At 68.6% G+C, this 13231-nt stretch carries 15 protein-coding genes; 8 read left to right on the top strand and 7 right to left on the bottom strand.

The window, feature by feature from the left end; translation table 11 throughout:
* Positions 1 to 8 precede the first annotated feature (8 nt).
* Positions 9 to 974 carry a GlxA family transcriptional regulator gene (locus AB0M14_RS23675; protein ID WP_364998353.1) on the bottom strand — a complete coding sequence of 322 codons (966 nt, stop codon included), beginning with the start codon at positions 972 to 974 and terminating at the stop codon, positions 9 to 11.
* 95 nt (positions 975 to 1069) lie between these two features.
* Between AB0M14_RS23675 and AB0M14_RS23680 the strand changes: the two genes are divergently transcribed.
* Together AB0M14_RS23680 and AB0M14_RS23685 are read left to right on the top strand one after the other, a co-directional pair.
* Positions 1070 to 1603, top strand: coding sequence for a hypothetical protein (locus tag AB0M14_RS23680; RefSeq protein WP_364998355.1), 534 nt, complete (start codon positions 1070 to 1072; stop codon positions 1601 to 1603).
* An 82-nt stretch (positions 1604 to 1685) separates the two neighbouring features.
* The gene (locus tag AB0M14_RS23685; RefSeq protein WP_364998357.1) at positions 1686 to 2540 is read left to right on the top strand and encodes an oxygenase MpaB family protein; all 855 of its coding nucleotides are present in this window, start codon (positions 1686 to 1688) and stop codon (positions 2538 to 2540) included.
* On the opposite strand, the gene AB0M14_RS23690 is transcribed toward AB0M14_RS23685, so the two are convergent.
* The 6 genes from AB0M14_RS23690 to AB0M14_RS23715 form a co-directional block, all read right to left on the bottom strand.
* Positions 2527 to 3423, bottom strand: coding sequence for an RNA polymerase sigma-70 factor (locus tag AB0M14_RS23690; protein ID WP_364998359.1), 897 nt, complete (start codon positions 3421 to 3423; stop codon positions 2527 to 2529). The genes AB0M14_RS23685 and AB0M14_RS23690 overlap by 14 nt on opposite strands.
* Before the next feature lie 64 nt (positions 3424 to 3487).
* A complete protein-coding gene (locus AB0M14_RS23695) occupies positions 3488 to 3871 on the bottom strand; it encodes a DoxX family protein (protein ID WP_364998361.1) in 384 nt (127 codons plus the stop codon).
* A gap of 89 nt (positions 3872 to 3960) precedes the next feature.
* Positions 3961 to 4818 (bottom strand): ESX secretion-associated protein EspG, encoded by an 858-nt coding sequence (locus tag AB0M14_RS23700; protein ID WP_364998363.1) that lies wholly within the window; start codon positions 4816 to 4818, stop codon positions 3961 to 3963.
* 29 nt (positions 4819 to 4847) lie between these two features.
* A complete protein-coding gene (locus AB0M14_RS23705; protein WP_364998365.1) occupies positions 4848 to 6140 on the bottom strand; it encodes a hypothetical protein in 1293 nt (430 codons plus the stop codon).
* Complete coding sequence (locus tag AB0M14_RS23710; RefSeq protein ID WP_364998367.1) at positions 6133 to 6492, bottom strand: hypothetical protein; 360 nt, start codon at positions 6490 to 6492, stop codon at positions 6133 to 6135. The genes AB0M14_RS23705 and AB0M14_RS23710 overlap by 8 nt, the downstream gene beginning before the upstream one ends.
* Positions 6493 to 6536: 44 nt before the next feature.
* Positions 6537 to 7271 (bottom strand): alpha/beta fold hydrolase, encoded by a 735-nt coding sequence (locus AB0M14_RS23715; RefSeq protein ID WP_364998369.1) that lies wholly within the window; start codon positions 7269 to 7271, stop codon positions 6537 to 6539.
* A 98-nt stretch (positions 7272 to 7369) separates the two neighbouring features.
* On the opposite strand from AB0M14_RS23715, the gene AB0M14_RS23720 reads away from it, so the two are divergent.
* The 6 genes from AB0M14_RS23720 (at position 7370) to AB0M14_RS23745 (ending at position 13222) form a co-directional block, all read left to right on the top strand.
* Positions 7370 to 8269 (top strand): hypothetical protein, encoded by a 900-nt coding sequence (locus tag AB0M14_RS23720; RefSeq protein WP_364998371.1) that lies wholly within the window; start codon positions 7370 to 7372, stop codon positions 8267 to 8269.
* A gap of 263 nt (positions 8270 to 8532) precedes the next feature.
* The gene (locus AB0M14_RS23725) at positions 8533 to 9384 is read left to right on the top strand and encodes an ABC transporter permease (RefSeq protein WP_364998373.1); all 852 of its coding nucleotides are present in this window, start codon (positions 8533 to 8535) and stop codon (positions 9382 to 9384) included.
* Positions 9385 to 9452: 68 nt separating this feature from the next.
* The gene (locus AB0M14_RS23730; protein ID WP_364999042.1) at positions 9453 to 10253 is read left to right on the top strand and encodes an ABC transporter permease; all 801 of its coding nucleotides are present in this window, start codon (positions 9453 to 9455) and stop codon (positions 10251 to 10253) included.
* Between the two features lie 7 nt (positions 10254 to 10260).
* A complete protein-coding gene (locus AB0M14_RS23735; RefSeq protein WP_364998376.1) occupies positions 10261 to 11256 on the top strand; it encodes an MlaD family protein in 996 nt (331 codons plus the stop codon).
* Positions 11253 to 12254: an MlaD family protein gene (locus tag AB0M14_RS23740; protein ID WP_364998378.1), complete on the top strand. Its 1002-nt coding sequence runs from the start codon at positions 11253 to 11255 to the stop codon at positions 12252 to 12254. The genes AB0M14_RS23735 and AB0M14_RS23740 overlap by 4 nt, the downstream gene beginning before the upstream one ends.
* Positions 12251 to 13222, top strand: a complete 972-nt coding sequence (locus AB0M14_RS23745) for an MlaD family protein (protein WP_364998380.1) — start codon at positions 12251 to 12253, stop codon at positions 13220 to 13222. The genes AB0M14_RS23740 and AB0M14_RS23745 overlap by 4 nt, the downstream gene beginning before the upstream one ends.
* Positions 13223 to 13231 lie beyond the last annotated feature (9 nt).

Below are 13231 nucleotides of genomic sequence, written 5' to 3' on the forward strand. Positions count from 1 at the left end.
CCCACACCTCATTGGGGGCGGTGGGATGTGCGGTAGGTGGAGGGGGATTGGCCGAAGTGGGTGGTGAAGGCTTGGCGGAGGGTTTCGGGGGAGGTATAGCCGCAGCGGGTGGCGATTTCTTCGAGGCGTAGGCCGGTGGAGGTCAGGAGGCGGGCGGCGGTTTCGGCGCGGGTGCGGCGGATGTATTTGCCTGGGGTTTGGCCGGTTTCCTGGAGGAACAGGCGGGTGAGGTGGCGTTCGCTGGTGCCGGCTAGGGCGCTGAGGGTGGGAGTGGTGAGGGGGGCGTCGAGGTGGGCGGCGATGTGCTCGACCACTCGGCGGATGAGCGGGTGTTCGGGTGGGGGGCTGGCGACGAAAGTGCTGACCTGGGATTGGCTTCCGGGGCGGCGCAGGTAGGTGACCAGCCCCATCGCGACTCGGCGCGCGACCTCCGCGCCGTGGTCCTCCTCGATGAACGCGAGGGTCAGGTCGAGGGCGCTGGTGACGCCGCCGGAGGTGGCCACGTTCCCATCGCGCACGAAGATCGGGTTCGGGTCGACCTGCGCTTTCGGGTAGCTCTTGGCCAGCTGGTCGGCGTAGAACCAGTGCGTGGTCACGCTTTTCCCGTCCAGCAGCCCGGTGGCGGCGAGCACCGTGGCGCCGGTGCAGATCGAGGCGACCCGGCGGGACTGGCGGGCGAGGCGGCGGACATGGCCGACGATCTTCGCGTCGGCCGCCGCGTCGCAGTGCCCGAGGCCGCCGGAAACGATGAGGGTGTCGATGGATTCGTTGACCTGCTCGAGCGCTTCCTGGCCCGGCAGGCTGAGCCCGGAATTGCATTCCACCGGCGCACCGCCCGGCGTCGCGACCAGCATGCGGTAGCGCGGCGTCGCGCCCATCCGGTTGGCCATGTCCAGACTCGAGGTCACGCACGCGATGTCGAGCAGTTCGACGCCGTGGTAGCCGACCACCACGACGAGCGCATCGTTCACCATGCCAATCCTAGTCGCGCGGACACGAATCCCAGGATTACCGACATCTCTGTCCCTCCCGCTGGAGCCATGCGGGTCGCGAACCGGACCGTTGACCCATGACAACTCTCACCCGCCACTGGGCTCCCGCCCGCCGCTGGCCCACCCTCGCCGGCATCGCCTTCGCCGCGATCACCGCCTACGACCTGGCCACCGGCGTCGACCTCGCACAGATCATCGCGGCCTCGGCCTTGATCTATCTCGGCGCGGCCGCCTTGGGCCGCCAATCCACCGCCTGGCCACTGTTTCTCGGCACCTTCGTCGTCATCACCATCGCGAAGATCGCCGGGCTGGACAGCACGGTAGTGCTGCTCGCGCTCGCCGTCCCGCTGGTGGCCTACGCCGTGATCGAGCACCGCGACATCACCGTGCAGGGCTTGGCCGTGCTGGCGTTCGGCGCGGTCGCGCTGACCGCGCTGGTCGTGAACGAGCAACTAGGCGCCTACCTGGTCGCGGCCGGACTGCTCGGCCACACCGCCTGGGACTTCTATCATTTCCGCGCCGATCGGGTGGTGGCCCGATCCCTCGCCGAGTTCTGCATGGTGCTCGACACGCTGCTGGCCCTCGCCATCGTCCTCGCCGAACTCACCTGAGCGCGGCCGGTTTTCTCGATCAGGTAGCAGTTATTGCCAGATACGGTCGAAGAGATCAGCACCACAGAGGGGACTCGACCGTATGAGCGGATTCGTCAAAGGCGCGGACTGGAACACGTCCGCGCCGCTGGGCCCGGAATCGTTGACGTGGAAGCACTTCGGTGACATCCGGTCCATGCTCATCCTCGGCCGCGCCGGGACCTTGCAGAACATGCACCCGGTGCTGGACCTGGCGTTGCGCGAGCACTCGAACTTCTTCGCCGACCCGATGAATCGCTTCGAACGCTCCATCGCCCCGATCCACGCCATGATCTACGACTCCCGCCCGGACGAGAAAGCCGCGATCGTCCGCGACTTCCACCGGCCGATCAAGGGCGCCGACGAGCACGGAAACCGTTATCACGCACTGGATCCCGACGTGTACTGGTGGACCCACGTCACCTTCTACGAGTCGATCATCGCCACCCAGGAGTTCTTCGGCACGCCGCTGACCGAGGACGAGAAACGCCAGCTCGTCGCCGAGGGCCTGACCTGGTGGCGGCTCTACGGGATGAGCGAACGCCCCGCCTTCGGCGATTATGAGACCTACCAGCGCTATTGGCGGCATATGCTTCGAGAAGCCTTGGGCAGCAACTACACCACCGGCTTCGCCGCCGCCATCCATCGCAAGCGCGTGCCGCCGCCGCCCGGCATCCCGGAGTTCCTCTGGCAGGTCCTGCGCTATCCGGTGCTGGGCGTGGGCGTCTGGATCTCCAACGCCACCATGCCGCCCGAAGCCCGCGCAACCCTCGGCTGGACTTGGACGCGCCTGGACCAGGCCGCGTTCGAGGTGTTCCGGCACACCGTGCGCACCGCCTGGACGATCGCACCGCGCCGGTTGCGCTACCTCCCGCAATCCTGGGCGGGTATGCGCCGCAATGGTTTCAGCGCAGGGTGAACTGGGTTTCGGAGTCGACGTGGGTCAGCTTCTCCGGGTTGCGGACGAAGTAGAGACCGGTGATGCGGCCTTCTTCGACGCGCAGGGTCATGATGCCGTCGAACTCGTCGTCCAGATGGATCGCGAGGGCCGGCTGGCCGTTGACCACGGTGTCGACGAAGAGGTACCGGCCCGCGACCTTGCCGAGGCCGCCGGCCAGGTAGCGGGCCACCTTGTCCGAGCCGAGGATCGGACGCGCGGTGGCGCGCTTGATGCCGCCGCCGTCGGCGAGCAGGACGACATCCGGGGCGAGGATGTCGAGCAGGTTCTGCGGGTCGCCGGTTTCCAGGGCGCGCTGAAAGGATTCCAGCGCCGCCTTGGTCTGGCTCCGGGTCACTGTCGAGCGGGGGCGGCGGGCGTCGACGTGCTGGCGCGCGCGGTGCGCGATCTGGCGCACCGCCGCCGGAGTCTTGTCGACCGAGGCCGCGATCTCGTCGTAACTCACGTCGAAGACCTCGCGCAGCACGAACACGGCCCGCTCCGTTGGGGAGAGCGTCTCCAGGACGAGCATCAGCGCGGTCGAGAGACTTTCGGCGAGCTCGATGTCCTCGGCCACGTCCGGTGCGGTGAGCAGCGGTTCGGGCAGCCAGGGGCCCACATAGGACTCCTTGCGCCGATTCAGGCTGCGTAATCGGTTGAGCGCCTGGCGGGAGGTGATGCGTACCAGGTAGGCGCGCTCGTCGAGGACCGTGCTCAGGTCGACCTCGGCCCAGCGCAGCCAGGTCTCCTGCAACACGTCTTCCGCGTCGGCGGCCGATCCGAGCATCTCGTAGGCGACGGTGAAGAGCAGGTTGCGGTGCGCGAGGAAACTGTCGGTCGCCGGGGTGGTGGCGTTGTCGCTCATCTATCGATCCTTTTCCGTCGCGTCCGGCACTGGTTGCCGCGGCCCCTATGGTCGCAGCCGCCGATCAGGCGAATGGTTCCAGGACGAATCGTCCCCAGGCGATGAAGGCCGCGAGCACGATGTAGGCCGCGTTCGCCGCCGCGAATTTGGCGCCGCCCTCGTACCGGAGGTGGGCGATCATCGCGCCGATCATCAGCAGGATCCAGCAGACCGCGGTCACCGGAACCAGGATCGGCGCGATATCGAGCACGGCGGGCAGGATCAGGCCGATCGCGGCCAGGACCTCGAGGACGCCGAGGGTCTTGACGAAGGCGTCGCTGGAGTCGGCGGCCCAGTCACCGCCGGGATTGCCGCTCAGTTTCGCCTTGGGCAGCACCAGCTTGGAGCCGCCCGCCGCCAGCGCCGCGACGGCGAGCAGTCCGGCGGCGATCCACAGTGCGATGTTCATGATGTTCTCCTCTGTTTTCCAGGTTCGACATCAAGACACCGCGGTCGTCAGTGCTGTGACACCACGTGATCCAGGTCACGCCGCGGGCATCACCAGGTCTGCGCGTAGGCGGTGGTCTTCTTCTCCGCCGCCGTGAGCATGGGCCGCAACGCATCCCGGAAACCCTCCGCGTCCACGGGCGTGACGTCGACGTCGGCGCCGGTGCGCACGGTGTAGCGGCCGTCGGCGCGGACATCGATCCAGCACAGGACGCCGAAGGGGCGCAGATCACCGCCCGGGCGGCGGAGCGAGACCACGATCTGGCCGATCCCGTCCCGCGGATGGTTGAGGAGCTTGCGAATCCGGGCCGGGGTGGTGGGGCCCGCGACCTGCATGGTGACCATGTCGCGGCTGTCCTCGGTGACCTTCGCCAGCGGGGCCGTCAAGCGGGCCAGGGCGCCGGGGGATTCCTTGGGCAGCATCGAGACCACCCGCGACGCAAGGCTTTTCGGGGTGGTGACGAACAGCCGGATATCGCCGCCGTGGTCCGGCACGGCGCCGGGCCGCTGGGCGGCCACTACCGCGATATTGCCGGAGATGGCGCCGAGAATCCTTATCGGGCGGACGGATTCGCCCTCGAATTCGCCGGGTCCGGCATCGGGAACGGGCGGGCCGACCGTGCCGGGTAGCGCCTCCTGGGGTGCCTGCCGCGCCGGGACGGCGGGGTCACCGGCCCGGCGCTCGCCGTAAACCTCCACGCGCACAGCGGGATCGGCCAGCGCCCGCAAAGCCGCCGCCAGCTCGGCGTCGAGGACCTGATCGCACCACTCGTGCAGGGCGGGCAGCTGGGCCGCGCGCTCGGTGGTGTCGCGGGCCGAGAGCCGGACCGCGAGGGGGTAGGGGATGCGGTCACCGTCGGTGCGGGACCAGGCCAGAGCGAACTGGTCGGGAGTCAAAGTCCAGTTCATGGCCGAACTCGCGGGTGGCACAGGGGTGTTCACTCCAGTTCGGTCCATTCGCCGACCACCGGGGGCGTGGTCGGGTCCATCGAACCGATCAGTTCCCGGGGTTCATCGGCGGGTTCGAGGAAAGTGAGTTCGTCGTCGGTCCAATGCAGTTCGTCGTCTTCGTCCTCGTCGTCGTGCGACGAAGCCGCGGCCGGGCGAGGTCCGGGGCCGCCGCCGGAGCGGGGTGTGTCGCCGCCCGCCGCGAGCGCGCCGCCCATCAGGCCGCCCATCGCGCCGACACCCGCTCCGGTGACCGCGTCGGTGCTGGTGTCGCGTTTGCGTTCCTCGCGTTTGCGCTCGTCGTCGGCGCCGGCGGTGGTGGTGGCGAAGCCGCTGGGCACGGTGGGCGCGGCGGCCGCCGGGGCGACCGGCGCACCGGCCGGCGCGGGAGCCACGCGTTCCGGCGTGGCCGCCGCGACCGGAGTGGTGGGCGCGGTGGCGGCGGTGGCCGGAACGGTGGACGCCGCCGCGGGCGTGGTGTCGCCCGGCAGCGCGGTGCCCAGCAGGCTGGTCACCGGCAGTACCGAGGCGGGCGTCGTCGCGCCGGGTTCGGGCTCGGCGGCCGCGGGCTCGGGTGCCTGCGCCGGGGGCTGAGTGGTTCCTGGAACGGTCGAAACCGGCTGCGTCGCAGGACTTCCCGGATCGAGCACCGGAGCCTGCGCGGTCAGCACCGGGGAACTCGGGTTCGCGGCCGGGGCCGGGGCGTCGACCACGGTCGCGTCGGGGAACGCGGGCACGCCCGCGCCGCTCTGGATGAACGCGTTGGTGTAGATGCTCTCCATCGCCGCCACCACATCCTGGCGGTCGTTCTCAACCGCCTTCTGAGTGGCCGCGTTCCCGGTGGCCTGATTCGGATCCAGCAGCGCCGCCGACAGATCCGGCTGCTCGCCGGACGGGATGCCGACCGCCGAGCGCAAGCTCTCGGCGGCGTCCCCGGCCTGGCCGAGCCGCTGCGCCACCGTCGACATGACGTCGGCCAGCTGACTGCCCTGCTGTTCGAACGCCCGCACCGCGTCGGCGGCGGTCTGTGCTGCCCCGCCGCGCCAGCCGTCGGCGATGGTGGCGCGAATCTCGGTGTGCGCCAGCGTCACCGCGTCGGCCAGGCCGGTCGCGGTCTGCTGCCAGGCCTGCTGGCCGGCGCTGAGCACGGTCGGGTCCATCAGCTGGACCTTGTCGTGGATCTCCTTGTGCGTGATGTTGTCGAAGATCTCCACGCTGGGCACGTAATCCGGGTCGGTGCGGGTGTGCGGCCAGCGTTCGGTGGTGACTTGGATTTCACGCATTGGCCGCTCCCATGTCTTCCAACCGGTTCAGCGCGACCGTGAGATCCTCGTCGCCACGCTGATAGGCCGCGGCGGCGGCGCGGAAGGTGCGCGCCAGTTCCCGGGCGGCGGTGGCGTAGTTCTGCAGTTCGGTCAGCGCCTCGGTGGCCTTGCTCTCGAAACCGCCGCGCAGCGCCGCGCCGGAGTCGAACCCGCCGAAGCCGGGCAGCGTGGTCGCCGCGCGCAGCACCTCGATCTGGGCTTCGACCTGTTCGGCGAGCAGTTCGTAGCGTTGCGCGCACTTCTCGTGCGCGCCGTCGGCGACCAGCACGCCGTCGATCCAGAGCTGGCCCTCCTGGACGGCCCTGTTCAAGGTTGTCGTATTCGGCTGCACCACATCCCCCTTACGTTGTCACCTCATCGCCGCGCGAGCCGGGCCACACCCGCCGGCCGCACGACCTCACGCATCCACTCCGCGATGTCGGCGGCGACCCGCGCGTGCACCGGTTCGTGCAGCAGATCGTGTCCGGCATCGTCGTACTCGACCAAACTTACCCAGTTGTGGCGGTCAGTCCAGTCCCGCACCGCATCGATCGGCGCCCGGCGGTCCTCCACACCGTGCACCGCGAGGATCGGCAGACCGCGCGGCAGCGGCGTACCCAGCGCGCCCGGGGCACCGCCGCCGAGGGCGCGCTTGGGCACTCCGGAGAGCACCAGACCGGCCAGCGCGGTCGGTTCCACGCTCGGGACCAGCGGGCAATTCGCCTCGACCGCGCCCAGATCCGCGGCCGACGCGGTGTCGGGCACCGCCGCCCCGAGCAGGCCGAGCGCGGTGACCGCGCCTAGCGAATGGCCCATAATCAGCAGCGGCGCCCGGGGTAGCTCGGTGCGGGCCACTTCGATCAGGCGCAGTGCGTCGGCGACCAGTTCTGCCAGCGTGCCGGGGTTTTCCGGGTCGCCCTCGCTGAGTCCGTGGCCCGCGGTGTCCAGCGCCCACATCTCGATTCCGGCGGCCCGCACCGACTTGGCGAAGCGGTGATAGTGGCCGGTGTGCTGACCGATACCGGGCAGTAGCACCAGCATGGCGCTGTGATTCTCCACGGGCCAGCGCCGATAGTGCATCCGGCCACGCGCGCCGTCGAAGAAAGGCATGCGTCGATAGTGCCAAATCTGCTGCCTCACAGGTGAGGTCCCCAGAAATTCCCCATCGGTCTAGAATCCGGCGAGATCGCGGTGCTAGGAGGATCCGAATGTCTGTGCGCAGGCTCGTTGCTGTCGCCGCCCTGAGCTGCGCGGCGGCCGTCTCGGCCGGGCCCACGGCCGCCGCCGATCCGCTCACCTCGTGCGGGCGCGCCCGCGTCAGCACCGCGCTGCCCGCGGGCACGCCGATGCTGGACTGGGCGGAGAACCTCGGATACGACCGCCGCGGGAACCTGTGGGTCGCGCGGCTCTACCGCAACGAGGTGCAGCGCTACGACAACACCGGCAAACTGACCGCCACGGTCTCGGTGGCGTTCCCCGGTGCGATCCGGCTCGGGCCCGACGGCCTGCTGTACGTGGTCTATGGCGACGCGCCGAGCAGCGCGGTGATCCCGGGCGGCGTGGTTCGCTTCGACCCGGAGGCCGCCGATCCGCGTCCGGAGGTGTTCGCCTCCGGCTTCACCATGCCCAACGGCGCGGCCTTCGACAGTGCGGGCAATCTCTATGTGGCGGCCACCGGGTCCGGTGTCATCCGGATCGGCCGGGACGGCGTGGTGGACAAGGACTGGACCGCGCGGGCCACGGGGACCGGGGCCAACGGCATCGTGGTGCGCGGCGAGACGATCTATCTGACCTCGAACGGGAATCCGCTGGGCCGGGTGTCGAGCTTCTCGATCGCCACACCGGAGCACCGGAGTGTGCTCGCGGATCTGTCCACGTCCCTGGGCATTCCGGACTTCGCCGACGACCTGTACGCCGACGGCGCGGGGGTGCTGTATGTCACCACCGTGTCGGGTCAGCTGGTGCGGATCGACCCCGCCACCGGCGGGGTGTGCTCGGTGCTCAGCACGGAGCCGATGACGGCGGCGGTCGCGGTGCCAGGCCGGACCGATGAGTTGCTGGCGAGCACCGAGGCCGGCGGGCTGCTGCGAATTCGCTTGGCCAGTTGATCATTCGTCCAACTGACTGAGACGCATTTGTTGATCTTGTGCCAGGTCGCTGTGTAGTTTTCTGACTCGAATTGCCCTTGATAGCATGCTATTTCGGCTAATTCGCCATCGTGTAGCTGGCCGATTTTCGCGGCGGCACTCCTTTTGTGCACCCGCACACCCCGGTTGGTGGATTCTGTCCCAGACGATCTATTGACAGACTGGCGCGCCAGTCGCTTAAATCGACTGTGGCGTGAGACACACCGGGTAGGCACGGGGGATCAATGATCGGACTGCAAGAGCGCACGCTACGACGACTACCGGAACCGGCGGCCCGTTTCGCGCGCTGGGGGATCGAAACCACCAGCAGCGGCCTGCGCACCTTCGGCCGCGCGCTCGTCTTGGCCGAAGAGGCTTTCCGCTGGCTGGTCCGGGACATCATCACGCTGCGGCATCCCTGGCGCGACAGCGTCCTGCAATCCTGGTTCATCGTCAGCGTCACCGCGATTCCCGCGGTGCTGGTGGCGATTCCGTTCGGCGTCATCGTCGCGGTGCAGGTCGGCACGCTCACCCAGGAGGTCGGCGCCACCTCGGTCACCGGCGCGGCGGGCGGGCTCGGCGTGATCCGGCAAGGGGCACCGATGGTTTCGGCGCTGCTGCTCGGCGGCGCGGCCGGCGCGGCGATCGCCTCCGACCTCGGCGCGCGCACCATCCGCGACGAGATCGACGCGTTGCGCACCATGGGCATCGATCCGGTCCGTCGGCTGGTGGTCCCGCGGCTGGCGGCCATGATGCTGGTCGCGCCGCTGCTGTGCATCCTGATCATCTTCATGGGCATCGGTACCGGCTACGTCATCAATGTCGGCTTCCAGAGCGGTACCGCGGGCAGCTACATGTCCTCGCTGAGCGCCTTCGCCTCGCTCGCCGATCTCGTGGTGGCGCTGCTGAAATCGGTGGTCTTCGGGATCATCGTGCTGGTGGTCGCCTGCCAGCGCGGCCTGGAAACCGAACTCGGGCCCAAAGGCGTTGCCAACGCCGTGAATTCGGCGGTGGTGATCGGCGTCGTCGCGACCTTCTGCGTCAATCTGGTGATCACCCAGCTGCTCACGATGTTCCTGCCGCAGAGGATCGGCTGATGGCGATATCGACGCAGTACCGCCCGCCGCTGGTGCGGGCCTGGCGGCAGCTGAACGCGCCGGGCCGGATGCTGCTGGACGCGCTCGAGCACGCCGGTCACCAGCTGACCTTCTGTTTTCTTGTGCTGCGGGCGATTCCGCACACGATGCGGGTGTATCGCCGCCAGACCATGCTGATCCTGACCGACATCACCTGGGGCAGCGGAAAACTCATCGTCGGCGGCGGCACCGTGATGGTGCTGGTCTTCCTGGGCATCGCGGTCGGCGGTTCGATCGGGGTGGAGGGCTTCTCCGCGCTGAACATGGTCGGCATGGGCCCGCTCACCGGGTTCGTCTCCGCCTACGCCAACACTCGCGAGATGGCGCCGATGGTGGCCGCCATCGGCTTCGCCGCCCAGGCCGGCTGCCGGATGACGGCGGAGATCGGCGCGATGCGCATCTCGGAGGAGATCGACGCACTGGAAGCCACAGCGGTGGAACCGATTCCGTTCGTCGTGACGACGCGGGTGATCGCGGGAGTCATCACCGTCATCCCGCTGTATCTGCTGACGCTGATCCTCAGCTACCTGTCCTGCGCGGTGGTGGTGAACGTGCTGCACGGGCAGGCCTCGGGTACCTACTACCACTACTTCGGGGTGTTCGTGCAGCCCGCCGACGTGCTCGCCTCGGTGCTCAAAGCGACCATCTTCGTGGTGCTGATCGTGCTCATCCACGGTTACCAGGGCTTCTACGCCAGCGGCGGACCGGAGGGGGTCGGCCGGGCCAGCGGGCGCGCGATCCGCGCCAGCCTGGTCGCGGTCGTGGTGGCCGATATGGTGCTGACCATCGCGTTCTGGGGCTTGGACTCCGGCGTACGGATATCGGGGTAGCGCGGCCATGACGGTATTCAAGGATCATTCGGGGCGTTCGGTGGGCCGGCTCGGGCTGCGGCTCCGCGGCGCGGCGGTCGCCGTCGTCGCAGTGGTGGCCACGGTGGCGATATCCCAGTACGCGCAAGGCGGTTTCGAGGACAGTTTCGAGCTGACCATCGACGCCGCGACCATCGGCGAGGGCCTGGCGCCCGGCGCGCAGGTGAAGTTCCGGGGCCTGGAAATCGGTTCGGTGTCCGGTGTGGAGATCGGAGCGCCGGGTCGGCAGCGCATCGATCTGCGGTTGGACCCGGCCCAGGCGCGAGTGCTCACCGACAATGTCTCCGCCCGCTTCGCCTCGTCGAATGTGTTCGGCTCCACCGCGATCGAGCTCGTGACCGAGGGCGCGGGCAATCCGCTGCGCTCCGGCAGCACCCTGACGATCGGGGCCGACAGCGCCAACGCGACTGTCACCGGCGTCCTGCGCCGGGCCGGTCAGCTGCTCGCGCTGGTGGATTCCGAACAGCTGGAACGCATTTCGGAGTTCCTCGCCGACAGCTCGGACTCCATCGGCCCGGTCACCGCGCAACTGCTGGAATTCGCGCGCATGCTGGCGGACCGGCAGCGCAGCCCGATCAGCCGCTACCTGCACATCGGCGCCGAGAACTCCGACGGGCTGCGGCAATCCGCGCCGGCGCTGGTCACCCTGCTCGGCGACATCTTCGACAACAGCACCTATTACGCCGATCCGCTCAACCGGGCACAGTCCCGCGAGGCCATCGGCGGCCTGCAGCACGTGGTCGTGGAAGGGGTGACCGACATTCTGGGCAAGCACAATCCGAACTTGGCCATCGTGATCGACGGAGTCCTGGACCTGCTCATCCCGCTGGCCGCCTCGATCGGCAGCATCGCGCCCGCCTACAACCGGATCGATGAGCTGATCGTCAATATCGGCAGCGCGTTCCCGGTCGTCGACGGAAAGCCGCAACTGCAAGTCGAATTGAGCGGCGGAGGACCGAGATGACCAGCGTGCGTGGCGCACTGGTGCGCCTGGCGATCTTCGGAGTGATCATCGCCGTTTTCGGCTCCATCATCGTGGCGGCGCTGCGGCCGACGGTGCCCGGCGACAAGCTCGCTTACACGGCGGTTTTCACCGATGTCTCCGGGCTCTACGCCGGTGACGACGTGCGAATGGCGGGCGTCGCGGTTGGCACGGTGCTGTCGGTGGATCTGGACAACGGTGCGGCCGAGGTGCGCTTCGCGGTCCTCGGGGATCGGCCGATCTTCGGTGACACCATCGCGGCCGTGCGCTACCAGAACCTGCTCGGACAGCGGTATGTCGAACTGGAGCAGCAGAATTCGGCCGGGTCCCGGCTCCCGGCGGGTGCGGTGATCCCGCTGGAACGAACCATCGCCAGCTTCGACGTCTCGGATCTGTTCAACGGATTCCAGCCCATGTTCCAGACTTTGGACGCGGACGCGCTCAACCGGCTCGGCGAGAACATGCTGCGGGTGCTGAACGGCGACGGTGCGGGCATCGGACCGGTGCTCGCCGATCTCGATACCCTCACCCGCTACGCCCGCAACCGGGAATCGGTGATCATCCTGCTGATCCACAACCTCGGTCAGATCTCCGATCAGATCGGCGGGAAATCCGCGCAGGTCGGCGAACTGGTCAAGCAGCTGACGGCACTGGTCGCCCAATTCAGCGGCAAGGCAGACCAACTGGTGGATACGGCGATCACGACGAACAAGACGCTGCGTCCATTGGTCGCGCTGCTGGAACAGGGCCAGGCGGCGTATGACGACAGTTACCTGCCGCTGGACGCGATGCTGCGCAGGCTGACGCCGCACACCGACCAGTTGACCGACATCCTGGCGCTGATGCCGGGATTGCTCACCGGGCTCAACAACGCGCTGCCCGGTCAGCAGCGCGCCTACGACTGTTCGCGCGGGCAGGCCGAGATTCCGGGGATCGGCGCCGTCGTGCTCGGGAACCAAGGATTGGTGATCTGCCGATGAAGCGGAAACTCTTCCCCGGGGTCAGCCGGGACGCGAAGATCGGTATCGCGGGGGCGGCGTGCACCGTGCTCGCGCTCTTGGCCTCCGCGGTGGTGTATCTCGTGCCGTTCGGCGAACAGACCTACGTCGCGGAGTTCCGTCACACCGGCGGCGCGCGCAGCGGCGACGAGGTGCGCATCGCGGGTATCAAGGTCGGCAAGGTGCAGACGGTCGATCTGGTGGGCGATCACGTCGAGGTGGTGTTCGGCGTCGATCGCGGCGTGCGGCTGGGTGACCTGACCACCGCCGAGGTGAAGCTGCTGACTCCCATCGGCGGGCACTATCTGGCACTGGAATCCAGGGGCCGGAATGACTTGGGCGACAAGCACATTCCGCCCGAGCGCACGCGTACGCCGTTCGAGTTGACCGACATCTTCGAGGCGGTCACGCCGGGCCTGCAGCAGGCCAACGGAAAGACGCTGCGCGACACCATGATCGAGATCGATCGAGGCTTGGCCGGTCAGCCCGAGGCGGTGCGCCAGATCCTCGGCGCCGTCAACGATCTCGCGGGCGTACTGGCACAGCGGTCCGGGCAGCTGGACAAGGCGGTCCAGGTGTCGGGTGAATACGTCGGCGCCACCGCTCAGGACAAGGCGGTGCTCGCCGAGTTCGTGCGCCAACTCGGCCTGATCGCCGACAAACTCGACCGCAACCAAGGGGAGCTGGTGGCCGCGTTCGACCTGCTGACCCGGGCCGTCGCGGTGCTGCACCGGCCGATCGTCGCCTACGGCGACGGCCTCGAACCCACGGTTACCCAGCTGGAGGAGGCTTTCCGGAAGGTGTGGGCCGATCCGAACCAACTGCGCACGGTGATCGACACGCTGCGCGGATTCATCACCACCGTCACCCCGATGCTCGGTCTCGCGAATTCGCAACCCGCGCAGCCGGACCCGGGACTGTGCGTGCCGACACCGATCCGGGGGTGCTGATGCTCAGGC

This window comes from Nocardia sp. NPDC051832 (genome assembly GCF_040681285.1).
GTDB lineage: Bacteria > Actinomycetota > Actinomycetes > Mycobacteriales > Mycobacteriaceae > Nocardia.